27 protein-coding genes and 2 tRNA genes are annotated in these 23717 nt (G+C 69.5%); 11 read left to right on the forward strand and 18 right to left on the reverse strand.

The window, feature by feature from the left end:
* Window position 1: 1 nt before the first annotated feature.
* A complete protein-coding gene (locus NKJ47_RS20035; protein WP_254459467.1) occupies window positions 2-613 on the reverse strand; it encodes an RNA pyrophosphohydrolase in 612 nt (203 codons plus the stop codon).
* A 120-nt stretch (window positions 614-733) separates the two neighbouring features.
* Between NKJ47_RS20035 and NKJ47_RS20040 the strand changes: the two genes are divergently transcribed.
* Window positions 734-810 (forward strand) — tRNA-Met (locus NKJ47_RS20040).
* Window positions 811-851: 41 nt separating this feature from the next.
* A tRNA-Gln gene (locus NKJ47_RS20045) sits at window positions 852-926 on the forward strand.
* A 495-nt stretch (window positions 927-1421) separates the two neighbouring features.
* Here the strand turns inward: NKJ47_RS20045 and rpsI are convergent.
* Window positions 1422-1814 carry a 30S ribosomal protein S9 gene (gene rpsI, locus NKJ47_RS20050; RefSeq protein WP_254459468.1) on the reverse strand — a complete coding sequence of 131 codons (393 nt, stop codon included), beginning with the start codon at window positions 1812-1814 and terminating at the stop codon, window positions 1422-1424.
* Between the two features lie 2 nt (window positions 1815-1816).
* Window positions 1817-2245: a 50S ribosomal protein L13 gene (rplM, locus tag NKJ47_RS20055; protein ID WP_010341420.1), complete on the reverse strand. Its 429-nt coding sequence runs from the start codon at window positions 2243-2245 to the stop codon at window positions 1817-1819.
* Window positions 2246-2459: 214 nt separating this feature from the next.
* Here rplM and coq7 point away from each other — a divergent pair, with 214 nt between their 5' ends.
* Window positions 2460-3104 carry a 2-polyprenyl-3-methyl-6-methoxy-1,4-benzoquinone monooxygenase gene (gene coq7, locus NKJ47_RS20060; protein WP_017913963.1) on the forward strand — a complete coding sequence of 215 codons (645 nt, stop codon included), beginning with the start codon at window positions 2460-2462 and terminating at the stop codon, window positions 3102-3104.
* A gap of 231 nt (window positions 3105-3335) precedes the next feature.
* Window positions 3336-3800: a hypothetical protein gene (locus tag NKJ47_RS20065; RefSeq protein WP_254459469.1), complete on the forward strand. Its 465-nt coding sequence runs from the start codon at window positions 3336-3338 to the stop codon at window positions 3798-3800.
* A 25-nt stretch (window positions 3801-3825) separates the two neighbouring features.
* Here the strand turns inward: NKJ47_RS20065 and NKJ47_RS20070 are convergent, their stop codons facing one another.
* Together NKJ47_RS20070 and speD are read right to left on the reverse strand one after the other, a co-directional pair.
* Window positions 3826-4143, reverse strand: coding sequence for a DMT family transporter (locus NKJ47_RS20070; RefSeq protein WP_254459470.1), 318 nt, complete (start codon window positions 4141-4143; stop codon window positions 3826-3828).
* A 115-nt stretch (window positions 4144-4258) separates the two neighbouring features.
* Entirely contained in the window at window positions 4259-5053 is a 795-nt protein-coding gene (speD, locus tag NKJ47_RS20075; RefSeq protein WP_017910332.1) for an adenosylmethionine decarboxylase, read from the reverse strand.
* A 144-nt stretch (window positions 5054-5197) separates the two neighbouring features.
* Between speD and crp the strand changes: the two genes are divergently transcribed.
* The 3 genes from crp (at window position 5198) to NKJ47_RS20090 (ending at window position 7884) form a co-directional block, all read left to right on the forward strand.
* The gene (gene crp, locus NKJ47_RS20080; protein ID WP_010341415.1) at window positions 5198-5887 is read left to right on the forward strand and encodes a cAMP-activated global transcriptional regulator CRP; all 690 of its coding nucleotides are present in this window, start codon (window positions 5198-5200) and stop codon (window positions 5885-5887) included.
* Between the two features lie 27 nt (window positions 5888-5914).
* Window positions 5915-6673 carry a sulfite exporter TauE/SafE family protein gene (locus NKJ47_RS20085; protein WP_254459471.1) on the forward strand — a complete coding sequence of 253 codons (759 nt, stop codon included), beginning with the start codon at window positions 5915-5917 and terminating at the stop codon, window positions 6671-6673.
* A 194-nt stretch (window positions 6674-6867) separates the two neighbouring features.
* Window positions 6868-7884, forward strand: a complete 1017-nt coding sequence (locus NKJ47_RS20090; protein ID WP_254459472.1) for a glycoside hydrolase family 5 protein — start codon at window positions 6868-6870, stop codon at window positions 7882-7884.
* Window positions 7885-7968: 84 nt separating this feature from the next.
* Here the strand turns inward: NKJ47_RS20090 and NKJ47_RS20095 are convergent, their stop codons facing one another.
* The 12 genes from NKJ47_RS20095 to NKJ47_RS20150 form a co-directional block, all read right to left on the reverse strand.
* Complete coding sequence (locus tag NKJ47_RS20095) at window positions 7969-8703, reverse strand: haloacid dehalogenase-like hydrolase (protein WP_254459473.1); 735 nt, start codon at window positions 8701-8703, stop codon at window positions 7969-7971.
* Entirely contained in the window at window positions 8700-9497 is a 798-nt protein-coding gene (gene trpC / locus NKJ47_RS20100; RefSeq protein ID WP_254459474.1) for an indole-3-glycerol phosphate synthase TrpC, read from the reverse strand. The genes NKJ47_RS20095 and trpC overlap by 4 nt, the downstream gene beginning before the upstream one ends.
* Before the next feature lie 176 nt (window positions 9498-9673).
* Window positions 9674-10711 (reverse strand): anthranilate phosphoribosyltransferase, encoded by a 1038-nt coding sequence (trpD, locus tag NKJ47_RS20105; RefSeq protein ID WP_254459475.1) that lies wholly within the window; start codon window positions 10709-10711, stop codon window positions 9674-9676.
* A 52-nt stretch (window positions 10712-10763) separates the two neighbouring features.
* Window positions 10764-11402: a flavin reductase family protein gene (locus NKJ47_RS20110; RefSeq protein ID WP_254459476.1), complete on the reverse strand. Its 639-nt coding sequence runs from the start codon at window positions 11400-11402 to the stop codon at window positions 10764-10766.
* A 49-nt stretch (window positions 11403-11451) separates the two neighbouring features.
* Window positions 11452-12030 carry an anthranilate synthase component II gene (locus NKJ47_RS20115; RefSeq protein ID WP_017913955.1) on the reverse strand — a complete coding sequence of 193 codons (579 nt, stop codon included), beginning with the start codon at window positions 12028-12030 and terminating at the stop codon, window positions 11452-11454.
* A gap of 10 nt (window positions 12031-12040) precedes the next feature.
* A complete protein-coding gene (locus NKJ47_RS20120) occupies window positions 12041-12805 on the reverse strand; it encodes an SIMPL domain-containing protein (RefSeq protein WP_254459477.1) in 765 nt (254 codons plus the stop codon).
* Between the two features lie 21 nt (window positions 12806-12826).
* Window positions 12827-13897 carry a threonine aldolase family protein gene (locus tag NKJ47_RS20125; protein WP_254459478.1) on the reverse strand — a complete coding sequence of 357 codons (1071 nt, stop codon included), beginning with the start codon at window positions 13895-13897 and terminating at the stop codon, window positions 12827-12829.
* Entirely contained in the window at window positions 13894-15369 is a 1476-nt protein-coding gene (trpE, locus tag NKJ47_RS20130) for an anthranilate synthase component I (protein WP_254459479.1), read from the reverse strand. The genes NKJ47_RS20125 and trpE overlap by 4 nt, the downstream gene beginning before the upstream one ends.
* A gap of 888 nt (window positions 15370-16257) precedes the next feature.
* Entirely contained in the window at window positions 16258-17196 is a 939-nt protein-coding gene (yegS, locus tag NKJ47_RS20135) for a lipid kinase YegS (protein WP_254459480.1), read from the reverse strand.
* 221 nt (window positions 17197-17417) lie between these two features.
* A complete protein-coding gene (locus NKJ47_RS20140) occupies window positions 17418-17903 on the reverse strand; it encodes a GNAT family N-acetyltransferase (RefSeq protein WP_254459481.1) in 486 nt (161 codons plus the stop codon).
* A 1-nt stretch (window position 17904) separates the two neighbouring features.
* Complete coding sequence (gene rpe / locus NKJ47_RS20145; RefSeq protein ID WP_254459482.1) at window positions 17905-18573, reverse strand: ribulose-phosphate 3-epimerase; 669 nt, start codon at window positions 18571-18573, stop codon at window positions 17905-17907.
* Window positions 18574-18582: 9 nt separating this feature from the next.
* Entirely contained in the window at window positions 18583-18915 is a 333-nt protein-coding gene (locus tag NKJ47_RS20150) for a J domain-containing protein (protein WP_254459483.1), read from the reverse strand.
* Between the two features lie 141 nt (window positions 18916-19056).
* Between NKJ47_RS20150 and NKJ47_RS20155 the strand changes: the two genes are divergently transcribed.
* From NKJ47_RS20155 to NKJ47_RS20170, 4 genes are all read left to right on the forward strand, one after another.
* The gene (locus NKJ47_RS20155; RefSeq protein ID WP_254459484.1) at window positions 19057-19983 is read left to right on the forward strand and encodes a phosphoribosylaminoimidazolesuccinocarboxamide synthase; all 927 of its coding nucleotides are present in this window, start codon (window positions 19057-19059) and stop codon (window positions 19981-19983) included.
* A gap of 169 nt (window positions 19984-20152) precedes the next feature.
* Window positions 20153-20833: a hypothetical protein gene (locus NKJ47_RS20160; RefSeq protein WP_254459485.1), complete on the forward strand. Its 681-nt coding sequence runs from the start codon at window positions 20153-20155 to the stop codon at window positions 20831-20833.
* Window positions 20834-21053: 220 nt separating this feature from the next.
* Complete coding sequence (locus tag NKJ47_RS20165; protein WP_254459486.1) at window positions 21054-21512, forward strand: hypothetical protein; 459 nt, start codon at window positions 21054-21056, stop codon at window positions 21510-21512.
* Between the two features lie 521 nt (window positions 21513-22033).
* Window positions 22034-22516, forward strand: coding sequence for a DUF962 domain-containing protein (locus tag NKJ47_RS20170; protein WP_254459487.1), 483 nt, complete (start codon window positions 22034-22036; stop codon window positions 22514-22516).
* 124 nt (window positions 22517-22640) lie between these two features.
* Here the strand turns inward: NKJ47_RS20170 and NKJ47_RS20175 are convergent, their stop codons facing one another.
* Window positions 22641-23576: an NAD-dependent epimerase/dehydratase family protein gene (locus NKJ47_RS20175; RefSeq protein WP_254459488.1), complete on the reverse strand. Its 936-nt coding sequence runs from the start codon at window positions 23574-23576 to the stop codon at window positions 22641-22643.
* Between the last annotated feature and the right edge of the window lie 141 nt (window positions 23577-23717).

Below are 23717 nucleotides of genomic sequence, written 5' to 3' on the forward strand. Positions count from 1 at the left end.
GTTAATCATTATTAATCCGCGCCGCCCAGGGCCCGCCACGCTTGCGCGGGCGCTTGCGCGGCCGCTCGTGGCCGGCGGTGTTGCCCGGCAGCCAGGCCTCCTGGGCCAGGGCCGGCATGGCACGGATGCCGGCGCCGGCGATGGTCTGCGCCAGCGGCGCCAGGTGACGCAGCGCCCGCGCGTAGACCCCGCGCTTGAACAGCACGACATGCTCCACCGGGTACCAGAAATCGACCCAGCGCCAGTGGTCGAACTCCGGCGTCTCGGTCAGTTCCAGGTTCAGCTGGCTTTCGTCGCACTGCATCCGCAGCAGGAACCAGACCTGCTTCTGGCCGATGCAGACCTGGCGCTCGTTGCGGCGGATGGCGCGGCTGGGCAGGCGATAGCGCAGCCAACCGGGGGTGGCACCGAGCACTTCCACATGCTCGGGCAACAGCCCGGTTTCTTCGCGCAACTCGCGGTACATGGCCTCCACCGGGGTCTCGTCGGTGTTCATGCCACCTTGCGGGAACTGCCAGCCATCCCGGCGCACGCGGCGTGCCCAGAACACCTGACCATCCGGCCGCATCAGCACGATGCCTACGTTCGGTCGATAGCCGTCCGGATCGATCACGATGCGGACTCCTGAAAAATCTACTGGCTCCGACTCTGCCATGGCTGTGGCCAGGCCACAAGCTGCGCAGAAACCCGTTGACAGGCGCCCGCTTCTCCATAAGAATTGGCGGTTCACCAGGGCTATGTAGCTCAGCCGGTTAGAGCACAGCACTCATAATGCTGGGGTCGGTGGTTCGAGTCCACCCATAGCCACCATGGTGTGTACGCCCAAGGCGTGCGATACTTGCAGTCCACATTGCCCCGTCGCCAAGCGGTAAGGCACCTGACTCTGACTCAGGCATTCGGTGGTTCGAATCCATCCGGGGCAGCCAAACACACAAAAAAGGCCGATCGAAAGATCGGCCTTTTTGTGTGTTTGGCTGCGGGTTCGCGCAGGCGCTACGCGCCTGCGCCCCACACCTCGCTACGCAAGGTGCGGGCCCCGGCCTGCCGCCTCCACATCCCCGCGCCTGTCGGCGCGCCCCCTTGGACTCCAAGGGGGCTATTCCACCAGATGGAATTCGATCCGCCGATGCGGGCGCTGACGGAAAACGAACTCACTCGACCCATGCCGACGGGACACACGCGCGCATGGCTATGAAGACATGGAACTCCGCAGGCATGAATCACTTGCGACGACACCGGGTCTTCAAGGCCAGACGGGTAATCGCCCGAAACCGCGCGCAAATCCATCACACCAACCCGGCGGCGGCGCGCACATGCTTTCGGCAGAAGCCGCAAACCCAGAACGACAAAAGCCCGGCCGAAGCCGGGCTTTTGCTTGGTCCCAGCGGGTTCCCGAGGGAACCCACGCCAGGCGCGATGGATCAGCGCTTGGAGAACTGGGTGGCGCGACGGGCCTTGTGCAGACCGACCTTCTTACGCTCGACTTCGCGGGCGTCGCGGGTCATGAAGCCGGCCTTGCGCAGCTCGGTCTTCAGGGTTTCGTCGTACTCGACCAGCGCACGGGCGATGCCCAGACGGATCGCACCGGCCTGGCCGGTGGTGCCGCCGCCGGTGGCGGTGACCACGATGTCGAAGCTCTCGGTGTTCTTGGTCAGCTCCAGCGGCTGGCGCACGATCATGCGCGCGGTCTCGCGGCCGAAGAACTCGTCCAGCGGACGGCCGTTGACGGAGATGTTGCCGGTGCCCTTGCGCAGGAACACGCGGGCAGTGGAGGACTTGCGGCGGCCAGTGCCGTAGTTTTGCGAAATCGCCATGATTAGATATCCAGAACCTGCGGCTGCTGAGCGGCGTGCGGATGCTCCGCACCGGAATAGACCTTGAGCTTGCGGTACATCGCGCGGCCCAGCGGACCCTTGGGCAGCATGCCCTTGACCGCGATCTCGATCACGCGCTCCGGGTGGCGCTCCAGCGCCTGCTCCAGGCTCTCGGTCTTCAGGTTGCCGATGTAGCCGGTGAAGCGGTGGTACTTCTTGTCCTTGAGCTTGTTGCCGGTGACGACGATCTTCTCGGCGTTGATCACCACCAGGTAATCGCCGGTATCGACGTGCGGGGTGTAGACCGGCTTGTGCTTGCCGCGCAGGCGGCGGGCCAGTTCGGTGGAAAGCCGGCCCAGCGTTTTGCCGGCGGCGTCGACGAGATACCAGTCGCGCTGGACGGTCTCGGACTTAGCAGTGAAGGTGCTCATTATAAGACTCGGTTGGTCGGGCGGATTCCTGCAGCGAACGGCCGGAACTTTGCCACGCGTTGTGAATTGCAAAAACGCAAGAGGCGAAATTCTACGTGGCCCGGCCGCGGCGCGCAAGTCCACCCATGGCGGGCGGCCACGGGACAGGCGGCGCGCTTGGCAGTGCGCCGGCCGGGGGCGAAAATCCAGGTCCCCACCGCTTCCGGGCTTCCCCATGACCGCCAGCCGCCAGCACTCCCCGCTCGATCGCGCCCTGGTCGAGGCCCAGCGCGCGCTGGAGACCGTGTTCGGCGATCCGCCGGCGCAGCGCCCCTATCCCGCCGCGGCCACCGCCGACGTGGTCCTGGCGCCGGACGAACGCCGCCATGCCGCCGGCCTGATGCGCATTAACCACGTCGGCGAGGTCTGCGCGCAGGGCCTGTACTTCGGCCAGGCCGCGGTCGCGCGCGATCCAGCCACCCGTGCGCACCTGCTGGAGGCGGCGCAGGAAGAGACCGACCACCTGGCCTGGTGCGCGGCGCGGCTGCGCGAGCTGGACAGCCGCCCCAGCCTGTTCAATCCGCTGTGGTACGCCGGCAGCTACGCGATCGGCACCCTGGCCGGGCTGCGCGGCGACGGCTGGAACCTGGGCTTCGTGGTCGAGACCGAGCGCCAGGTCGAGGCGCACCTGGACGAGCACCTGCAGACCCTGCCGCCGGCGGACCTGCGCAGCCGCGACGTGCTGACGGTGATGAAGGCCGACGAGGCCCGCCACGCCGAGCATGCCGAGCAGGCCGGCGCGCGGCGCCTGCCGCCGCCGATCCCCACGGTGATGGCCGCCGCCTCGCGGCTGATGAAGGCCGTCGCCTATCGGCTGTAGCCGCCCGCCGGTCGGGCCGCGACCGCCGCGGCTGGCATTCCGCGCCCGATCGCGTTAAAGTGAACGAACGCTGACTGATTCCACGTCACGCACGCCGTTCGAGCCCTGGCACTTTCCCCGGTGCCGTCCGCTCTCCGAAGTACCCGCGCCGAGTCACGCCCGCGTGCGCTCTGCCTGCCGATCGCCATGCCCGCATCCTCACTCCATTCACCGTCGCCCCGCACCCGCTGGTTGTCGCGCCTGCTGTTCGCGACCCTGTTCGCGCTCGGCGGCGGCGCCCTGCTACTGCACCTGCTCGGCGACTATCGCCAGGCCAGCGCGATCCTGCGCGACCACTCGGTGGCGACCGTGCCGGTGATCGCCGACGGCGCCTTCGGCATGCAGACCCAGCCGCTGGTGCGCTACCGCTTCCACTACGTGTTCGAGAGCAAGGGCCGCCTGCACAGCGGCGCCTTCGAGGCCAGCGGCGCCGAGGCCGCGCCGCTGCTGCTGGATGGGGCCACGATCGAGATCGCCTACGCCAACACCGACCCCTCGCGCTTCGGGCGGCTGGACCAGTTGCAGCACGCCGGCAACCTCGGCAGCGTGTTCACCCGCGCGGTGATCGCGCTGTCGATCGCCGCCCTGCTGGCGGTGGTGGCGCACCGGCTGCTGATCGGCCGGGTGCTGACCCGGCGCCGCATCGCTGCCGCCTGAGCCGCACGCGTCTGGCGCATCGCGCTCAGTGGCCGACCAGCTTCAGGCCAATCACCCCGACCACGATCAGGCCGATGCAGGCCAGCCGCGCCGGCGAGGCGCTGTCGCCGAACAGGACGATGCCCAGCACCGCCGTGCCCAGCGCGCCGATCCCGGTCCAGATCGCATAGGCGGTGCCCAGCGGGATGTGCTTGAGCGCCTGGGTCAGCAGCCACAGGCTGAGGCCGGCGCCGGCCAGGGTGGCCACGGTCGGCCACGGCCGGGTGAAGCCCTCGCTGTACTTCAAGCCGAGGGCGAAGCCGATCTCGAACAGGCCGGCGAGCAACAAGTAGATCCAGGGCATTGTCTTTCTCCGTAGACAAATCCAAACGAAAACGGCCCGATGTCTGCACATCGGGCCGCCGTCGGCAGGGTCGCAGCGCACGCTGCGGGCGGGCCGTCCCGCCGTTGCGGAACGCTTACTCGGACAGGTTGCGCCCGTGGAACAGTTCCTCGATCTCGCGCTTGAGCAGCGCCTCGATGCGCATGCGCTCCTTGAACGAGAGGTTCTTGGCCTTCTCCTCGAACAGGTACTGGTCCAGGTCGAAGTCCTTCAGGTGCATCTTGGTGTGGAAGATGTTCTCCTGGTAGACGTTGACGTCGAACATCTCGTAGCGCGACTTGACGTTCTTGGCCAGGAAGTTCTGGATCGAATTGATCTTGTGGTCGATGTAGTGCTTCTTGCCCTTCACGTCGCGGGTGAAGCCGCGCACGCGGTAATCCATGATCACGATGTCCGATTCCAGGCTCTCGATCAGGTAATTGAGGGCCTTCAGCGGCGAAATGACCCCGCAGGTGGCGACGTCGATATCGGCGCGGAACGTGGCGATACCGTGCTGCGGATGGGTTTCCGGGTAGGTATGGACGGTGATGTGGCTCTTGTCCATGTGCGCGACCACGGCGTCGGAGATGATCTCCTTGCCGGCGGCCTTCTTGTCGATGACCGGCTCCTCGGAGATCAGGATCGTCACCGAGGCGCCCTGCGGATCGTAGTCCTGGCGCGCGATGTTGAGGATGTTGGCGCCGATGATCTCGGCCACATCGGTGAGGATCTGGGTCAGGCGGTCGGCGTCGTACTGCTCGTCGATGTATTCGATGTAGCGCTGGCGCTCCTCTTCGGAAATCGCATAGCAGACGTCGTAGATGTTGAAGCTCAACGCCTTGGTGAGGTTGTTGAAACCTTGCAGCCTCAGGCGAGGCAACGGCTTGACCACGGCGTGGATCCTCTGGAAGTGGGTAGGGAAAGACACTCAATTATGAGCCAAATGGCTCCGCTGCGAAACGTGGCGTCCGTCTCTTGTTTGCCGCCGCGAACGCGTCCCGTTAAGCTTCAGGAATTACGTAGTAGCGAAGCCGCCATGAGCCCCGGAAACACATCCACTGCAGCACCTGTGCGCATCGCTCCAAGTCCTCTGACGTTGGACACCGCCACCATCGACCGCTTCCTGGCCCACAGCCACCGTCGCCGCTATCCGGCGCGGACGGACGTGTTCAGACCAGGCGATCCTGCCGGCACCCTGTACTACGTGGTCAGCGGCTCGGTCAGCATCATCGCCGAGGAAGATGACGACCGCGAGTTGGTGCTGGGCTACTTTGGCAGCGGCGAGTTCGTGGGCGAGATGGGCCTGTTCATCGAATCCGACCAGCGCGAGGTGATCCTGCGCACCCGCACGCCCTGCGAGCTGGCCGAGATCAGCTACGAGCGCCTGCACCAGTTGTTCCTGGGCTCGCTCTCGTCCGATGCGCCGCGGGTGCTGTACGCGATCGGCGTGCAGCTGTCCAAGCGCCTGCTGGACACCTCGCGCAAGGCCAGCCGCCTGGCGTTTCTGGACGTCACCGACCGCATCGTGCGCACCCTGCACGACCTGGCGCAGGAGCCGGAGGCGATGAGCCACCCGCAGGGCATGCAGTTGCGCGTGTCGCGCCAGGAGCTGGCGCGGCTGGTCGGCTGCTCGCGCGAGATGGCCGGGCGGGTGCTGAAGAAGCTGCAGGTCGACGGCATCCTGCATGCCCGCGGCAAGACCGTGGTGCTGTACGGCGCGCGCTGACCGCCATGAGGCGCTAGGCCCGGCGCGATGGTGCTGAGCGAGACCTTCTACTGGTTCGTGCTGGTCGGTCTGGCGGCGCAACTGGTGGACGGCGCGCTGGGCATGGCCTTCGGCCTGGTCTCCTCGTCGGTCCTGCTGAGCCTGGGCCTGCCGCCGGCGGTGGTCAGCGCCAGCGTGCACAGCGCCGAGGTGTTCACCACCGGCGCCTCCGGGCTGTCGCACCTGGCCCTGGGCAACGTCGACAAGCGGCTGTTCCTGCGCCTGGCGCTGCCGGGCATGGTCGGCGGCATCGCCGGCGCCTACGTGCTGACGCAGTTGCCGGGCGAGCTGATCCGCCCCTTCGTCTATCTGTACCTGCTCGCCCTGGCGGTGCTGATCCTGCTGCGCGCGGCCGGCCGCGCGCTGCCGCGCCGCGAGGTGCGGCGGGTGCCGCTGCTGGGCTTCGTCGCCGGCCTGCTGGACGCCAGCGGCGGCGGCGGCTGGGGACCGGTGGCGACTTCGACCCTGCTCGCCCAAGGCGGCCAGGCCCGCACCACCATCGGCACGGTCAACGCCGCCGAGTTCCTGGTGACGCTGTCGATCTCGCTGACCTTCCTGCTGACGATGGGCCTGCAGCACCTGGACATCGTGCTCGGCCTGCTGGTCGGCGGCATGCTCGCCGCGCCGCTGGCGGCGCTGCTGGTCAAGCGCGTGCGCGAGCGCTGGGTGCTGGTGGCGGTCGGCCTGCTGGTGCTGGGCATCAGTCTGTATCAGGTGGGCGGGGCGCTGTATCGGTGGCTGGGCTGACGGTGGGGAGTCGGGAGTCGGGATTGGGGATGCGCGACAGCCGGGTTCCGGGCGCCTGAGGCATCTGCTCCGATAGCCCGACCTGCGGTCAGGCCGCGTTCGCTTTTCCCGGGATGGGCCGCGCGATGATCGCGGCCGGGACGCCGCCGCCGATGGCCGCACGTCTCGCCCCGCCCCTGCCCCGCGAGACCGCCATGCACCGCGCCCTTCCGTTCCTGCTGGCCATGCTGTGCCTGGCGCTGCCGGCGCCGCCCGCGCAGGCCGACGACGCCTTCGCCCGGTTCGGGCGCGGGGTCAACATCCTCGGCTACGACCCGCTGTGGAACGACCCGGCGAAGGCGCGCTTCCGCCCGCCGCTGTACCGCACGATCCGCGACGGCGGCTTCCGCACGGTGCGGGTCAACCTGCAGGCCTTTGCGCACATGGACGCGGCCAACCGGCTCGACCCGACCTGGCTGAAGACGCTGGACACGGTGGTCGACCAGGCCACCGCGGCGGGCCTGAACGTGATCCTGGACGAACACGACTTCCACCCCTGCGCCGCCGATGCGGCGGTGTGCCGGAGCAAGCTGCTGGCGTTCTGGAGCCAGGTCGCCCCGCGCTACCGCCACGCGCCGCCTTCGGTGCTGTTCGAGATCCTCAACGAGCCCAACGGCCAGATGACCAGCGCGGTGTGGAACGACCTGCTGCGCGATGCGCTGCAGATCATCCGCCGCGACAACCCGACCCGCACGGTGGTGGTCGGCCCGGCCAGCAGCAATGCCTTCACCGCGCTCGACAGCCTGCGCCTGCCCGACGACGATGCGCACCTGCTGGTCACCGTGCACTACTACAACCCGTTCCGCTTCACCCACCAGGGCGCGTCGTGGGCGCCGGCGGACATCCGCGACCACACCGGCGTGCACTGGGGCAGCGCGGCCGACCGGGTCAAGCTGTACGGCGAGTTCGACCGCATCGCGGCCTGGGCATCGGCGCACCACCGGCAGGTGCTGCTGGGCGAGTTCGGCGCCTACGAACGGGCGCCGCCGGCCGATCGCCTGGCCTGGACGGTGGCGGTGGTCAACGCCGCCGAGAAGCGCCATTTCGCCTGGGCCTACTGGGAGTTCGAGGGCAGCTTCGGCACCTACGACATCGACCGCGGCCAATGGGTCGCGCCGCTGCACCACGCGCTGGTGGGCAGCGACAGCGCCTACGCCAGGTCCGGTAGCTGATCGCAGCGGGCAACCAGCCGCACCCGTGCGCCTGTCGATGGCGAAGGGCCGCGGCAGGCGCCGCGCCGACTGTCGCAGCGTGCGCTACCGGGCGCCGACCTCGCCGGCGCGGTCGCGGCAGCCCCAGTTGAGGATCGGCGTGCCGGACGGCAGCACGCGGCGGAACATCGCCACCGCGCTGTGCTTGGGATTGACCACCACCGGCGCGGCCGCGGCCTGCAGCAGCGGCAGATCGGCGGTGCTGTCGGAATAGGCCATGGCGATCTCGCCGTAGCCCAGTTCGCGCAGCATGCGCATCTTTTCCTCGTTGTGGCAGTGGCGCGTGGCGGTGACCGCGCCCAGGCGCGGGCCGATCAGGCTGCCGACCACCGGCACGTCCTGGTGCGCGACGAAGCCGAGGATGGCGCGCGCCAGTTCCGGCGGCGCGCCGGTGGCGACCACCACGCGATCGCCGGCCGCGCGGTGCCGGGCGAACACCTCCAGCGCCTGCGGCAGCAGCCGCTGGCGGATCTGCGCCTGATGCTGCAGCACGTACTGGTCGATGATGCGGTTGAACTCGCGCGCACGGCGCAGGCCGAAGCTGGCGATCCAGACGTAGCCGGAGATGCCGGTGCGCCGGGTCGGCAGCATCGCCACCAGCGGTCCCAGCAACGGGGTGGCCAGCACCGCGGCGGCCAGGCGCAGCGGATTGCGCTTGATCAGCCAGGCGAACAGGTGGCTGCCGGAATCGCCGTCGTACAGGGTATGGTCGAAATCGAACACGACCAGCGGCGCGTCGGCGCGCGGCAGTGGGTACGGGCTGGCGTCCTGCCCGCTCATGCCGCGAAGAACAGCTGCCGCAGGGCCTCGCCCGGCTCCTCGGCGCGCATGAACGCCTCGCCGACCAGGAACGCGTGGACGCCGGCGCCGCGCATCAGCGCCACGTCGTCCGGGCCGAGGATGCCGCTTTCGGTGACCAGCAGGCGGTCGCGCGGCACCGCGTCCTGCATCGACAAGGTGGTCTGCAGCGACACCTCGAAGGTGCGCAGGTTGCGGTTGTTGATGCCGATCAGCGGCGCCGGCACCTGCAGCGCGCGCTCCAGTTCGTCGATGTCGTGCACTTCCACCAGCACGTCCATGCCCAGTTGCAGCGCCAGCGACGACAGCTCGGCCAGTTGCAGGTCGTCCAGCGCGGCCACGATCAGCAGGATGCAGTCGGCGCCGAGCGTGCGCGCCTCGTAGACCTGGTACGGATCGATGGTGAAATCCTTGCGCAGCACCGGCAGGGTGCAGGCGTCGCGCGCCTGCTGCAGATAGCGGTCGTGGCCCTGGAAGAAATCCTCGTCGGTCAGCACCGACAGGCAGGCGGCGCCGCCGAATTCGTAGCTGACCGCGATGTCGGCCGGATGGAAGTCCGGCCGGATCACGCCCTTGGAGGGGCTGGCCTTCTTGACCTCGGCGATCACCGCCGGGTCGCCGTTGGCGATGGCCGCCTGCAACGCGCGGGCGAACCCGCGGGTGGGCGGCATGGCCTCCGCGCGGGCGGCCAGCTCGGCCAGCGGCACGCGCGCGCTGCGCGCGGCGATCTCGTCGGCCTTGCGCGCGAGGATGGTGCGGAGAATGTCGCTGCTCATGCGGTTGGGATCCTGGGGGATGGCCGGATTATCGGCGATGCGGGGTAAAGAAGGGATCGGGACCCGGGACCCGGGACCCGGGACCCGGGACCCGCAACAGCCTATGCGGTCAGGGAAGGAGTGCAACCGACGGCTCGTGCGGGCGGACACGACTGGCGCATGCCGTCCAGTTGCGCCTACCGGGCCCCGACAAGCTGCTGCGTACACGCCACATACGCCTCCAGCTTCGCCCGGGCGCGGCCGTCGGCGATGGCCGCGCGCGCCAGGGCGATGCCGGCGCCGATATCGTCGGCCAGGCCGGCCACGTACAGCGCCGCGCCGGCGTTGAAGGCGACGATGTCCAGGGCCGGGCCGGGCACGTTGTCGAGCACGGCGCGTAGCATCGCCATCGACTCGGCGGCGTCGGCGACCTTGAGGTTGCGGCTGGCCGACATGGCGATGCCGAAATCCTCCGGGTGCACCTCGTACTCGCGGACCTGGCCGTCGCGCAGTTCGCCGACCAGGGTACCGGCGCCGAGCGAGAGCTCATCCATATCGTCGCGCCCCCACACCACCAGCGCGCGCTCGGCGCCCAGTTCCTGCAGCACGCGCGCCTGGATGCCGACCAGGTCGGGATGGAACACGCCCATCAGGATGTTCGGCGCGCCGGCCGGATTGGTCAGCGGGCCGAGGATGTTGAAGATGGTGCGCACGCCCATCTCGCGCCGCACCGGCGCCACCACTTTCATCGCCGGATGGTGCACCGGCGCGAACATGAAGCCGATGCCGGTGGCCTCCAGCGCCTGCGCCACCTGCTCGGGCTGCAGCTCGATCGCCGCGCCCAGCGCCTCCAGCGCGTCGGCACTGCCGGACTTGGAGGAGACGCTGCGGTTGCCGTGCTTGGCGACCTTGGCGCCGGCCGCCGCCGCGACGAACATCGCGCAGGTGGAGATGTTGAAGGTATGCGAGCCGTCGCCGCCGGTGCCGACGATGTCGACCATGTGGGTGCGGTCGGCGACCGGCACGGTGCGCGAGAACTCGCGCATCACCACCGCCGCGCCGGCGATCTCGCCGACCGTCTCCTTCTTGACCCGCAGGCCGGTGAGGATGGCCGCGGTCATCATCGGCGAGACCTCGCCGCGCATGATCTGCCGCATCAGCCCGACCATCTCGTCGTGGAAGATCTCGCGATGCTCGATGGTGCGTTGCAAGGCTTGCTGGGGGGTGATGGTCATGAGGGAAGGATCTGCTCGTAGGCTGGAATGGGAAGCGACGTGCCTGACGCGCTCAGCGCCTCTGCGTCGGCCGCGGCATGCGCAGGCGTCCTTGCGCCAGCACCTCGAAGTAGTCGGCCGGGCCGCCGGCGCGCAGCAGGGTGGCGACCGCGGCCGGGTCGTAGATCCCGTCCTGCAGCGCGTGCTCGGCGATGTGCACGCCGACCACCTCGCCCAGCACCAGCCAGGTCTGGATCGGCTCGCCGCGCGCGCTTTGCAGCGGCAGCAGCTGGCTGAGCCGGCACTCGAAGCTCACCGGGCTGGCGGCCACCCGCGGTGCGCCGATCAGGCGCGAGGGCGCCGGCGTGAGACCGGCCAGGACGAACTCGTCGACCTCCGGCGCCACCGCCGCGGAACTGGCATTCATCGCCTCGGCCAGCGGCCGCGTGGCCAGGTTCCAGGTGAACTCGCCCGTGGCCTCGATGTTGCGCACGCTGTCCTTCCAGCCGATGCTGGCGAAGCCGACGATCGGCGGGACGTAGTTGAAGGCGTTGAAGAAGCTGTAGGGCGCCAGGTTGGCGACGCCGTCGGCGCTGCGCGAGCCGATCCAGCCGATCGGCCGCGGCCCGACGATGGCGTTGAACGGATCGTGCGGCAGGCCGTGGCCGTTGGCCGGCTCGTAGAAGTGGAAGGCGTCGGTGCGATCGTGCATTGGCAGGGTCCGGCGGTGACGGAAGGCGGGCGGCGCCGGCGCGGCGCGCTCAGCGCTCCAGGAAGTTCTTCAGCAAGGCGTGGCCGTGCTCGGTGAGGATGGACTCCGGGTGGAACTGCACGCCCTCGACCGGGAACTGGCGATGGCGCAGGCCCATGATCTCCTCCACCGTGCCGTCGTCGTGTTCGGTCCAGGCGGTCACTTCCAGGCAATCGGGCAGCGTGGTCTTCTCCACCACCAGCGAGTGGTAGCGGGTGGCCTCGTAGCGGTCCGGCAGGCCGGCGAACACGCCGCGGCCCTCGTGGCGGATGCGCGAGGTCTTGCCGTGCATGATGGTGCCGGCGCGCACCACCTGCCCGCCGTAGACCTGGCCGATGCTCTGGTGGCCCAGGCACACACCCAGGATCGGCGTGCGCTGGCCCAACCGCTCGATCAATTGCAGCGACACCCCGGCCTCGTTCGGCGTGCACGGCCCCGGCGAGATGACGATGCGCTCGGGCGCCAGGCGCTCGATCTCGTCCACGCTGAGCGCGTCGTTGCGCACCACCTTGACCTCGGCGCCGAGCGCCTGCAGGTACTGCACGAGGTTGTAGGTAAAGCTGTCGTAGTTATCCAGCATCAGCAGCATGGCGAAGGACTCATTGCGCGATCAGGAAGACCGCATAGACGTTTTCGGAAAGGGCGAGGGTGCCGGCTTCGAGGGATTCGGCGGCGGACGGCGGCATCGGGAGTGGCGTAGGCGGGGATTTCCCGCTGAAGAGATCTTGGCGACGCGATTCCGATGGCCAATGGCCAGCCTGGATGCCATAAGCGAAGTCCGGCGCCACTTCCGAAATGGTGTAAAGGCCACCCAGACGCACGCCGTAGGCGTTTGCCAGCGCTTGCGCCGACGCTCGGGTCTGTTCGGCAGCTTGGCGCTTGAGCTCGGCACGCAGCGCGACTTCGCCGCTATAGTGCGGTGCGAGGCCGGACACTTGCAGTTCTTCGCTGGTCCTGAGCGTGCCGAGCAAGCCACGCACATCGTCCAGCGTTCCGAAATCAGCAGACAAAGTTCGCTGCACGCGGGTCCCGCTGAAGATTTGCTTGTCGTCTTCGTAGCGCTGCTCTGGCTCGATCGACAGCGTCGTCGCCTGCACGCTATCGGCGAGCGCGTGCTGTTGCTTGAACGCAAGCAGCACGTTCGCCGCATTGGTCTGCACACGCTTGCGCGCCGCATCTGGATCGGCATCCACTGCGCTCAGCGTGATCTTGACCCCGAAGCGGTCCGGCACCACCTCGCGCTGCGCCTCACCCTTTACCAACAAGTGCGGCTGCGACGGCAGACTGTTGACCTGCGCGCTGGCGAACGCCGGCAAGGCCAGCACGGCGGCAAAGGCCCAGGCAACGAGCGTACGGCTTTTCATCTTCCTCTCCTTGGTTAGATATCAGCCGGCCGCACGCTGCGTGCCGGACCGGGTCAGCGCAGCGAAATCCGCGATCAACGCATCGACCGCCGCGTCCTGGGTGGCCCACGAGGTGACGAAGCGGATCACCCAACGGCCGTCGCCCAGCCGTTGCCAGCGCTCGAAGTCGTAGCGCTGCGCCAGCGTCTCGACCGCGGCGGCGGGCAGGATCACGAACAGCTGGTTGGTCGGCGAATCCGAGGCGAACTGCGCGCCGGCCGCGGCCAGCCCGTCGCGCAACCGCACGGCCATGCGGTTGGCGTGCGCGGCCAGTTGGTAGAACAGGCCGTCCTCGAACAGCGCGGCGAACTGGGTGCCCAGCACCATGCCCTTGGCCAGCAGCGCCCCGCGCTGCTTGAGCAGGTAGCGGAAATCCGCTTGCAAGGCCGGGTTGAGGATCACCAGCGCCTCGCCGAGCAGCGCGCCGTTCTTGGTGCCGCCGATGTAGAACGCATCGGTCAGCGCGGCGATGTCGGCCATGCGCAGGTCGTTGCCTTCGGCGGTGAGTGCGCTGCCGATGCGCGCGCCGTCCAGGAACAGCAGCAGGCCGTGCGCGTCGCAGAACGTGCGCAGCGCCTGCAGTTCGTGCCTGCGATACAGCGTGCCGACCTCGGTGGTGTTGGACACGTAGACCAGCCGCGGCTGCACCATGTGCTCGTTGCCGTGCTCGGCCAGCAGCGGCGCGATCCGCTCCGGGGTGAGCCGGCCATCGGCCGCCTCCACAGTGAGCACCTTGTGCCCGGTGGCCTCGATCGCGCCGGTCTCGTGGGTGGCGATATGGCCGGAGGTGGCGGCGATCACCGCCTGGTGCGGGCGCAGGAACGCGGCGATGGCGGTGAGGTTGGTCTGGGTGCCGCCGACCAGCAGGTGCACGTCGGCGTCGGCGCAGCCGATCTCGGCACGGATCAGTTCCGCGGCGCGTGCGCTGTGCCGGTCCAGGCCGTAACCGGCGTTCTGCTCGGTGCTGGCGGCGGCCAGCGCGGCCAGCAGGCGCGGATGCGCGCCTTCGCTGTAGTCGTTGCGGAAGCCGATCCGCGGCGCGACGGCGCTCACAGCCCCTTCGCCGCTTCGGCGACCGCGCGGAACAGCGCGCGGCCCTTGTTCATCGTCTCGTCCCATTCGGTCTGCGGATCGGAGTCGTAGACGATGCCGGCGCCGGCCTGTACGTGCAGGCGGCCGTGCTTGATCACCGCGGTGCGGATGGCGATGGCGGTATCGGCGTCGCCGTGCCAGCCGAGGTAGCCGATGCTGCCGGCGTAGACGTTGCGCTTGATCGGCTCCAGCTCGCGGATGACTTCCAGCGCGCGGATCTTCGGCGCGCCGCTGACGGTGCCGGCAGGGAAGGTGGCGCGCAGCACGTCGGCATAGCTGAGCCCGGGCAACAGGGTGCCGGTGACTTCGCTGACGATGTGCATGACGTGGCTGTAGCGCTCGATCACGAAGCGCTCGCCGACGGCGACGCTGCCGGCCTGCGAGACGCGGCCGGCATCGTTGCGGCCCAGATCGATCAGCATCAGGTGCTCGGCACGCTCCTTCGGATCGGCGAGCAGTTCCGCCTCCAGCGCCTGATCCTCTTCCGGCGTCTTGCCGCGCGGGCGGGTGCCGGCGATCGGGCGCACGGTGACCTGGCCGTTCTCCAGCCGCACCAGGATTTCCGGCGAGGAGCCGACCACCTGGGTGTCGCCGACGTCGAGGAAATACATGTACGGCGACGGGTTCAGCGCACGCAGCGCGCGGTACACGTCCACCGGGCGCGCATTGAACGGCACGCTCAGGCGCTGGCTCAGCACCACCTGGAAGATGTCGCCGGCGCGGATGTAGTCCTTGGATGTTTCCACCGCGGCGATGAAGCCCTCGCGGGTGAAGCCGGAGACGAAGTCGCTCTCGTCGAGCACGTCGCGCGCCAGCGGCGCGGGGTAGCCGGCGCCGGGCTGGCGCAGCGTGGTGGTCAGCGCATCCAGGCGCGCCTGCGCGCGCTCCCAGGCGTCGGCCTCGGCCGGGTCGGCATGCACGATCAGGTACAGGCGGCCCTTGAGGTTGTCGAACACCGCCACTTCCTCGGACAGCATCAGCAGGATGTCCGGGGTGTCCAGTTCGTCGCGGGCGACGCCGCCGGCCAGGCGCGGCTCGATGTAGCCGATGCATTCGAAGCCGAACCAGCCGACCAGGCCGCCGGTGAAGCCGGGCACGCCCGCCAGCTTGGGCACCACGTGCTGGGCGCGCAGCGCCTCGACTTCGGCGAAGGGATCGGCGACCTCGCGGCGCTCGATCAGCGCGCCATGGTCGCGCACCTCCAGGGTGTGCCCGCGGAAGGTGTACACGCGGCGCACCGGCAGGCCGATGATCGAGTAGCGACCGAAGCGTTCGCCGCCTTCGACCGATTCGAACAGATAGGTATGCGGGGCGTCGGCGAGCTTGAGGTAGACCGACAGCGGCGTGTCCAGGTCGGACAGCACTTCGCGGACGACGGGGATGCGGGTGTGACCTTCAGCGGCGTAGCGCTGGAACTGCTCGCGGGTAATCAAGACGGCTTTCCTTCCGGGACTCGGTGACAGGGCGGACGACGGCTGCAGGCCACCATCGCCACGCACGGCGAGCGGAAGTGAAGGAACGCGGGGTCGTCAGGCTGGACACGGCGGCTACTTTACCGCAACTGCGGCGACTGGCAACGGTTGCAGACGCCACCATTTGATCCGGGTCAGGAACGCGGCGAGCGTGTCGCGTCGGGACTGAAGTCCCTCCCACAGGGGAGCGGTCGCCTTCGGGCGTAGCGCGGAACCCGAGCTGCGCGCTCCGGACCTCGCACGCGCATGCGCGATCGAGCCGGCTCGTCGCCACATCGTCACACCGTCGTAGGACCCCGGCGAGCGTGTCGCGTCGGGACTGAAGTCCCTCCCACAGGGGCGCGGTCGCCTTCGGGCGTAGCACGGAACCCGAGCTGCGCGCTCCGGACCTCGCACGCGCATGCGCGATCGAGCCGGGTCGGCGCCACATCGTCACACCGTCGTAGGAACCCGGTGAGCGTGTCGCGTCGGGACTGAAGTCCCTCCCACATGGGAGCAGTCGCCCTCGGGCGTAGCGCGGAACCCGAGCTGCGCGCTCCGGACCTCGCACGCGCATTCGCGATCGAGCCGGGTCGGCGTCACATCGTCACACCGTCGTAGGAACCCGGCGAGCGTGTCGCGTCGGGACTGAAGTCCCTCCCACAGGGGAGCGGTCGCCTTCGGGCGTAGCGCGGAACCCGAGCTGCGCGCTCCGGACCTCGCACGCGCATTCGCGATCGAGTCAGGTCATCGCCACATCGTCACCCCGCGCAGGAGCGGCTTCCGCCGCGACCGGGCCTTCCCGGTAACGCCCGTCGCGGCGGAAGCCGCTCCTACGACGGCAGACAGATGGTGTTCGCTGCCGGTCGCCTAGCGCCGCCGCGCCTGCAGCAACGGCGACTCCGGCGGCAGATGCATGCGCAGGCGGCCGGGCACGCAGTCGATGCGGAAGTGGCGCGAGGTTTCCGGCTCGCCGTCCAGGTTCAGGGTCAGCGGCTGCGCCGCCTCGATCCGCAGCCACGGCAGGCGCGCGCGCACCGCCACCCGCTCCAGCGCGGCCTGCTTGCCGGCGGTGACCAGGGTGCCCAGGGTCGCGGCGACCTCGCCGGTCAGCTCCGGCACCAGGGTCAGGTCGAGCAGGCCGTCGTCGAGCAGCGCGTCCGGGCACAGCACCTGGCCGCCGCCGGCCTGGCGGCCGTTGCCCAGGCCGAGCGCGATGAAGTCGCCTTCCCAGGAAAAGTCCGGCCCCGCGAAGCGCGCCCGGATCGGATCGATCCGGCCCAGCCGGCTCATGCCGGTGACCAGGTAGGCCAACCCGCCCAGCATCTTCTTCAGGCCTTCGTCGGTCTCCACCGTGACCTGGGTGCCGAAGCCGCCGCTGGCGACATTGGCGCACCAGTGCGGACCGTGCTCGGCCTCGATGCGCAGCAGGTCGATCGGCAGCGCCGGCGTGTGCGCGATCAGCTCCAGCGCCTGCAGCGGCGGCAGCGGAATGCCGGTGGCGGTGGCGAAGTCGTTGGCCGTGCCCAGCGCCACCAGGCCCAGGGCCGGCAGCGCCGCGGCCGGCTCCTGGCGATGCGCCAGCGCGCTGGCGACCTCGCTCAGGGTGCCGTCGCCGCCGGCGGCGACGATGCAGGCGGCCGCGTCGGCCACCGCCTCGGCCACGTAGCGTTCGGCATCGCCCTGCTCCCAGGTGACCCGCACCTGCAGCGGCACGCCGCGCGCCCGCATGGCCATGACCGCCTCGCGCAACGCCTCGTCGCCGGCCGACTTGCCGTTGAGGATCAGACGCCAATGCGCTGCAGCCATGCGAACCATCCCGGGGTGAGGCGCCCACGCTAACGGGCGCGGCATGCGCGATGCGTGAATCCGGCCGCGGGCGTTGTCATACGCACGTCACCGAGCGTCCGGAACATGGAAGGCCATAGCAAGGAAGACGGATGGAGGCAGGATCAGCCTCCGATTGATCTCCCAGGGGCCGCACCGGCGACGGTGCGGTTCTTTCTTTTTAGCCGCCCCGCCGGCGCCGCTCAGCCGCCGGCCGCGAACCTGGCCAGCGCTTCGCCCTGCAGCCGGTACACGGTCCACTCGTCCTGCGCGCGGGCGCCGACCGCTTCGTAGAAGTCGATCGCCGGCTGGTTCCAGTCCAGCACCGACCATTCGAAGCGACCGCAGCCCTCGGCCACCGCCTGCCGCGCCAGATGCTGCAGCAGCGCCTTGCCGGCGCCGACGCCGCGGTGCGCCGGGTCCACGTACAGGTCTTCCAGGTACAGGCCGTTGCGGCCCAGCCAGGTGGAGTAGTTGTAGAAGTACACCGCGTAGCCGACCGGCTGGCCGTCGGCCTCGCAGATCAGCGCACGCGCGCGGGCGTCGGCGCCGAACAGGCTGGCGCGCAGGCCGGCCTCGTCGGTCTGCACCGCGTCCTCGGCGCGCTCGTAGCGCGCCAGGTCGCGGATCAGGCGCAGGATCAGCGCCGCGTCGTCGGCCACCGCCGGGCGGATGTGCAGGGCCGCCATCTCAGCGCGCCGCCACCGCCGCGCGCATGCGCGCGATCACCTCGGCGTAGTCCGGCGCATTGAAGATGGCCGAGCCGGCGACGAAGGTGTCGGCGCCGGCGGCGGCGATCGCGGCGATGTTGTCCGGCTTGACCCCGCCGTCGATCTCCAGCCGGATCGGCTTGCCGCTGGCGTCGATGCGGGCGCGGATCGCGCGCAGCTTGTCCAGCGCCGAAGAAATGAAGGCCTGGCCGCCGAAGCCCGGGTTGACCGACATCACCAGCACCAGGTCCAGGTCGTCCAGCACCCAGTCCAGGATGTCCACCGGGGTGGCCGGGTTGAGCACCAGGCCGGCCTTGCAACCGTGCGACTTGATCAGCTGGATGCTGCGGTGCACGTGGCGGCTGGCCTCGGGATGGAAGCTGATGATGCTGGCGCCGGCCTCGGCGAAGTCCGGGATCAGCCGGTCCACCGGCTCGACCATCAGGTGCACGTCGATCGGCGCGGTGACGCCGTGCTTGCGCAGCGCCTGGCAGACCATCGGGCCGATGGTCAGGTTCGGCACGTAATGGTTGTCCATCACGTCGAAGTGGATCCAGTCGGCGCCGGCGCGCAACACGGCATCCACTTCCTCGCCGAGGCGGGCGAAATCGGCGGACAGGATGGACGGGGAGATGAGGTAGTCGGACATGGCGGGATCTCAGCGCTTGCGCAGGGTGCGGATACGGTCGTAGGCGGTGTTGAGCTGGCTGGCCTTCTTCTCGGCGCGGGCGCGCAACTCGGGGCTGGCGCTGGCGACCTTGTCGGGGTGGTACTGGGACATCAGCCGGCGGTAGGCCAGTTCGATCTCGGCGTCGGTGGCGTCGCGGGTCAGGCCCAGCTCCCGGTACGGATCCTCGCGCTGGGCCAGCTTGAACCAGTCCGCGTCGAAGGCATGCCCGATCACCAGTCCGATCAGCGCGCCCAGCACCGGCGTGGGCCGCAGCAGCAGGGCCCCGGCGATGGCGCCGAGCAGTTTTCCGTACCAGGGCATGGGCAAGAGCGGGCGCGGCGTCAGGGCCGGCCATTTTACGGCACAGTGGGGCATTCCGGCCGTACACTACGCGGCCCGCCGTCCGCCGCGGGCCCGCCGGGTCCCGGGACGGTCGCCATTGCGAAGTCCGTAGGAGTGCCTGTGTCCACCACGCTGTTGCAATCCGATCTGCCTGGCCTGCCCTTGCGCCACCGCGGCAAAGTCCGCGACGTGTTCGACCTCCCCCGCGAGCGCCTGCCGGCCGACGCGCCGCCCGGCGACTACCTGCTGATGGTCGCCACCGACCGCCTGTCCGCCTTCGACGTGGTACTGCCCGACCCGATCCCCGGCAAGGGCGAGATGCTGTGCCAGGTCTCCAACTTCTGGTTCAAGAAGACCGAACACCTGATGCCCAACCACCTCACCGGCATCGACGTGGCCGCGGTGCTGCCCGAGGGCGTGGACAAGGCGCTGTACGCCAAGCGCGCGGTGGTGACCCGCAAGCTCAAGCCGGTGCCGGTGGAAGCCATCGCCCGCGGCTACCTGATCGGCAGCGGCTGGAAGGACTACCAGCGCACCGGCAAGGTCAGCGGCATCGAATTGCCCGACGGCCTGCGCCAGGCCGAGAAACTGGCCGAACCGATCTTCACCCCCTCGACCAAGGCCGCCGTCGGCGACCACGACGAGAACATCGACTTCGACGCCATGGTCAAGACCGTGGGCGCCGAACTGGCCGAGCGCGTGCGCGACGCCACCCTGCGCATCTACCGCTTCGCCGCCGACTTCGCCGCCGAGCGCGGCATCCTGCTGGCCGACACCAAGTTCGAGTTCGGCACCGACGCCGACGGCCGCCTGTACATCATGGACGAGATGCTGACCCCGGACTCCTCGCGCTACTGGCCGGCCGACCAGTACGACGTCGGGACCAGCCCGCCGAGCTACGACAAGCAGTTCGTGCGCGACTACCTGGAGACGCTTGACTGGGGCAAGACCGCGCCCGGCCCGCGCCTGCCGCAGGACGTGATCGACCGCACCCGCGCCAAGTACGCCGAGGCGCTGCAGCGGCTGGCGGGGATTTCGGTCGACTGAGTGTGGTGCCCTGCGCCGGGTGGCCGGCGCGGGGAGATGATCGCCCACGGCGGCCACCTTGCGGTCCCGCCCCGCACCTTCAGCCGCGCCGTCACCCGATCGCCCCGGCCGACTAGACTGTCGGCATCCGCGCGAGCGCGGGTTCGTCCGACCCGATCAGGAGGATCCGTTGGCCAGTTCGCCCCCGCTTTTTACGGCCCTCGCACTTTGCATGGCGCTGGCCGCCTGCACACCCCAGCAGGCCGACGTCGCACCCGCCGCAGACCCCGTCGCTGCGGCCCCTGCTCGCGCGGCGCCTCCGGACAAGGCCACATCTGCTCGCACGTCCGCCGAACCACAGACTGCTCGCCAGGAGGACGGCGTTGCCGCCCTGGCCGCGTCCTTGCACCTGCGTTGTGACACGGCGTCCAAGGGCAGCGGCTGCGTGGCAGGCAACATGGATGCTGGCGATTTCTACGATGTCGAGGTGTCTCCAAGCTGCAGCGCAGACGGCAACTTCGCAGGCGTGGCCGAACGCGACGCCGTACTTCTGGATGCATTGCCGGTGACCGGCAGCAAGGCGCAGGTGGCCGCCAGGCTGTCGGATGGGCAATTCGTCTGCATCCTCGCCACTGCGCGCGCAGGCCAACACGTCGCGTACTACTACGTGGTCGCCCTCCCCCCTGCGAGCGTCGGCGCATGCCGGGGCAAGCCGATCTGCGATCAGTATGGTGAGCGTCCGATCGACTTCGTGGCGCAGCGCAAGCAGGGCCGACATTGCATCCTTACAGGCGATGCACGTCCTGAGGGCGACTGTGCGCAGGGATGGATCGAACCGCAAACGCTGGATGTCTTCTCGAACGGGCTGTAATCCGTCGCGAGACCAAACTCGTCAAGCAATGCAAGGCGTTCGGCGAAAGTCCGCGCGTCGCGTACGGTCCTGGCACACTGGACGCTCGTGGATACTGCGCAAGTGCCCCGCCTGGTTTCACGACGCAGTGATCCTGCTGAATTAGTCTCACTCGCCCGAAGGGCGATCGCCTACCCGACCCGATCAGGAGGACCCCTTGGCGACTGCACGCCACATTCTGATGTCCCTGGCACTGGCGGCGGCCCTGGTCGCGTGCAAGGCGCAACCGGCCGGCTCCACGGTCGCTGCGGCGACGGCCGCGCCCTCGCGGACCGCGCCCGCCGCAGCCGCCCCGCGCTGCCAGGATGCCGATTTCGATGGCTTCCTCACGCGTTTCAGCGCCGATATCGCGGTCCAGGAAAAGGCCACTGCCGATCCGTTGACGATGATCCACATCGACCCGGACGCGCAGCCGGAACCTGCGCCGGTCACCCGCAACGTGCCGCTGGCCGAGGTGGAGTGGCCGGTGATCCCGAATCTGGAGGCGGCCCGCAAGGGCGGACGCGAGGTCGTGGTGACGCGGATCGCCGAAGGCCGACAGGTCATGGTGCGCACCCCCGATACCGGCGACCAGCAGGTCTACCAGTTCGCGCAGAAGCCGTGCTGGACGCTGGTGAAAGTGGACGATCAGACGTTGTAGCCGAGCCTGCAGGCGACGCCGCATGGAGGCTTCTTCGCTAGCGCACCGCCATCCCGGACATCGCGCGACAAACGCTCGCCTTCCATCCGACCCTCGCGCCCGGTAGCGGCCCAGGCGTCCTGTCTCTGTCCACATCGCCGGGTGGGAATTGAACCTAGCAGAGGAAATGCACGTGCATTTCCTGAAACTCGCAGCGAAAGGGCGCCTCTCGTAGCCTGCATCCGGCACTATAGAACCGGATGCAAGCCGCTCCCACAGGACACGTCCCGAAGTCTTTAGAAGAGGTGCCCGAAAGGCCGCTCCGCTGGCGGGGACCGCCTGCGTGCTGCGCTGGGTGAGGACCTGCACGGTATCGGCACGACCGGCGAACGGGAAAGGCGTCCGTGCTGCACGCAACGGCCGTCCACTCCGCCGAATCGCCGCGGAAGCCCGCACCACCGCGATGGCCGCACTCCCGCCGCACAGTGTCTCCGCATCGCATCGACGATGGCGCTATGCTGAGCCGGTTCCTGGGAGGGAAGATGGATACCACCGCCTACGCGCGCCCGATCGACCGCTATTTCGCCAGTTATTCCGACGATCACCGCAATGTCGCCAACCAGCGCATTCATGTGGTCGCGGTGCCGGCGATCCTGTGGTCGGTGGTGGCGCTGCTGTGGTGCATCCCGGTCGGCGGCAGCTGGTTCCAGAGCGGGCTGTGGGCGGCGCTGGGCATGTTCGCGGCGTGGATGTACTACAACCGCCTGTCGCGCCCGCTGGGTTACGGCATGCTGGCGGCGTTCTTCTTCTGCGGCTGCCTGTGCCGGCTGCTGGAAGCGCACCTGGGCCTGCAGGGGCTGCTGTGGCTGGCGATCGGCGTGTTCGTGGTGGCCTGGATCGCGCAGTTCATCGGGCACGCGCTGGAAGGCCACCGGCCGAGCTTTCTCACCGACCTGACCTATCTGCTGATCGGCCCGGCCTGGGTGCTGGCCAAGCTGTACCGGCGCATGCACTGGCGCTACTGAGCGCGGCCGGCCACACGGCTGCCAAGCCGCCAAGCGGACACGAGCGCTACGCGGAATCTTCCCCTCCCTCGTCCATCAAGGTCCCTGCGCGCCATTGCACCCGGCTGGCGCGCGCGACGCGGCGTCAGCCCTGCTGCGTCGCGTCCCCGGCCTCCAGGCCCAACATCGCCGCATCCGGCGCGAAGGCGCGCGGCGCGTAGCCGAAATCCTGCCGGGCCGGCTGCAGATCGAACGCCAAGTCCTCGCGCATGCGCTGCAGCGCCGCCCGGTTCATGCCGTGCAGGCGGCCGCAGGCGTGGGCCAGGGCCAGCGCCGATGCGAACAGCGCGTGCGGCAGCGTCAGCAGCCGCGCCGGCGGCCGCAGCACGGCCAGCACCCGTCGCACCATGTCGCGGTAGCTGAGCGCCTCGCCGCCACCGAGGGCGTAGCTGCGCCCGTGCGTGGCCGGATGCGCGAGCACCGCCAGTGCCGCATCGGCCAGGTCCTGCACGTGCACCGGCTGGCGCAGGCCGCTGGCGCTGCGCGGCAGCACGAACCAGCCGGTACGCCGCGCCAGCGCCGCGATCGCGCTGAGGGTGCGGTCGCGGCCGGCGCCGTAGACCAGGGTCGGCCGCAACACCGTCGCCGCCGCGCCGCGCTCGGCGGCGACCGAGAACACGGTGGCCTCCGCCTCGCGCAGGCGCCGGGCGACGTCGCGTTCGGCGGCATCCAGCGAGTCGCGCTTGACCTCCAGGCTGGTGGAGCCGAAGGCGACCACGCGCGCTGCGGCGACCGGCGCGCGCCGGTACCAGTCGGCGAAGGCATCCAGCGGGCCGCAACTGAACACCACGTCGGCGGCCACCGGCGGCGCCTGCAGCGCGCTGAGTTCGCCGGCATGCCAGTGCAGGCCGGGTCGCGGCGCGCGCGCCTCCCGCGAGTAGGCATGCACCTCCCACCCGGCGGCCAGCAAGCCATGCAGCAGGCGCTCGCCGATCTGGCCGCTGCCGCCGAACACCAGCGCGATGCGCGGCGACACAACGGATGGAGGGGCAGCGGATGCAGCGGCAGGCGAATCGGTCATCGGCACAGGATAGTGCGTGCGCCGCCGTTTGCGGCCGGGTCCACGCGGGATCGGCCTGCGCACGGCCGGCCACGGCCAGTGGAGGCGGGCAAGGCAAGGCGATGCGCGGCGCCGGCATCCGCAGCCGCCGACGATCGACCA

Source organism: Xanthomonas sacchari (assembly GCF_024266585.1).
Classification (GTDB): Bacteria; Pseudomonadota; Gammaproteobacteria; order Xanthomonadales; family Xanthomonadaceae; genus Xanthomonas_A; species Xanthomonas_A sacchari_C.

Excerpts from the sequence above, each read along its gene's own strand:
- rpsI (WP_254459468.1), bottom strand. The coding sequence starts at position 1,814 with ATGGCGATTTCGCAAAACTACGGCACTGGCCGCCGCAAGTCCTCCACT.
- rplM (WP_010341420.1), bottom strand. The coding sequence starts at position 2,245 with ATGAGCACCTTCACTGCTAAGTCCGAGACCGTCCAGCGCGACTGGTAT.
- coq7 (WP_017913963.1), top strand. The coding sequence starts at position 2,460 with ATGACCGCCAGCCGCCAGCACTCCCCGCTCGATCGCGCCCTGGTCGAG.
- NKJ47_RS20070 (WP_254459470.1), bottom strand. The coding sequence starts at position 4,143 with ATGCCCTGGATCTACTTGTTGCTCGCCGGCCTGTTCGAGATCGGCTTC.
- crp (WP_010341415.1), top strand. The coding sequence starts at position 5,198 with ATGAGCCCCGGAAACACATCCACTGCAGCACCTGTGCGCATCGCTCCA.
- NKJ47_RS20085 (WP_254459471.1), top strand. The coding sequence starts at position 5,915 with ATGGTGCTGAGCGAGACCTTCTACTGGTTCGTGCTGGTCGGTCTGGCG.
- NKJ47_RS20090 (WP_254459472.1), top strand. The coding sequence starts at position 6,868 with ATGCACCGCGCCCTTCCGTTCCTGCTGGCCATGCTGTGCCTGGCGCTG.
- NKJ47_RS20095 (WP_254459473.1), bottom strand. The coding sequence starts at position 8,703 with ATGAGCGGGCAGGACGCCAGCCCGTACCCACTGCCGCGCGCCGACGCG.
- trpC (WP_254459474.1), bottom strand. The coding sequence starts at position 9,497 with ATGAGCAGCGACATTCTCCGCACCATCCTCGCGCGCAAGGCCGACGAG.
- trpD (WP_254459475.1), bottom strand. The coding sequence starts at position 10,711 with ATGACCATCACCCCCCAGCAAGCCTTGCAACGCACCATCGAGCATCGC.
- NKJ47_RS20110 (WP_254459476.1), bottom strand. The coding sequence starts at position 11,402 with ATGCACGATCGCACCGACGCCTTCCACTTCTACGAGCCGGCCAACGGC.
- NKJ47_RS20115 (WP_017913955.1), bottom strand. The coding sequence starts at position 12,030 with ATGCTGCTGATGCTGGATAACTACGACAGCTTTACCTACAACCTCGTG.
- NKJ47_RS20120 (WP_254459477.1), bottom strand. The coding sequence starts at position 12,805 with ATGAAAAGCCGTACGCTCGTTGCCTGGGCCTTTGCCGCCGTGCTGGCC.
- yegS (WP_254459480.1), bottom strand. The coding sequence starts at position 17,196 with ATGGCTGCAGCGCATTGGCGTCTGATCCTCAACGGCAAGTCGGCCGGC.
- NKJ47_RS20140 (WP_254459481.1), bottom strand. The coding sequence starts at position 17,903 with ATGGCGGCCCTGCACATCCGCCCGGCGGTGGCCGACGACGCGGCGCTG.
- rpe (WP_254459482.1), bottom strand. The coding sequence starts at position 18,573 with ATGTCCGACTACCTCATCTCCCCGTCCATCCTGTCCGCCGATTTCGCC.
- NKJ47_RS20150 (WP_254459483.1), bottom strand. The coding sequence starts at position 18,915 with ATGCCCTGGTACGGAAAACTGCTCGGCGCCATCGCCGGGGCCCTGCTG.
- NKJ47_RS20165 (WP_254459486.1), top strand. The coding sequence starts at position 21,054 with ATGTCCCTGGCACTGGCGGCGGCCCTGGTCGCGTGCAAGGCGCAACCG.
- NKJ47_RS20170 (WP_254459487.1), top strand. The coding sequence starts at position 22,034 with ATGGATACCACCGCCTACGCGCGCCCGATCGACCGCTATTTCGCCAGT.
- NKJ47_RS20175 (WP_254459488.1), bottom strand. The coding sequence starts at position 23,576 with ATGACCGATTCGCCTGCCGCTGCATCCGCTGCCCCTCCATCCGTTGTG.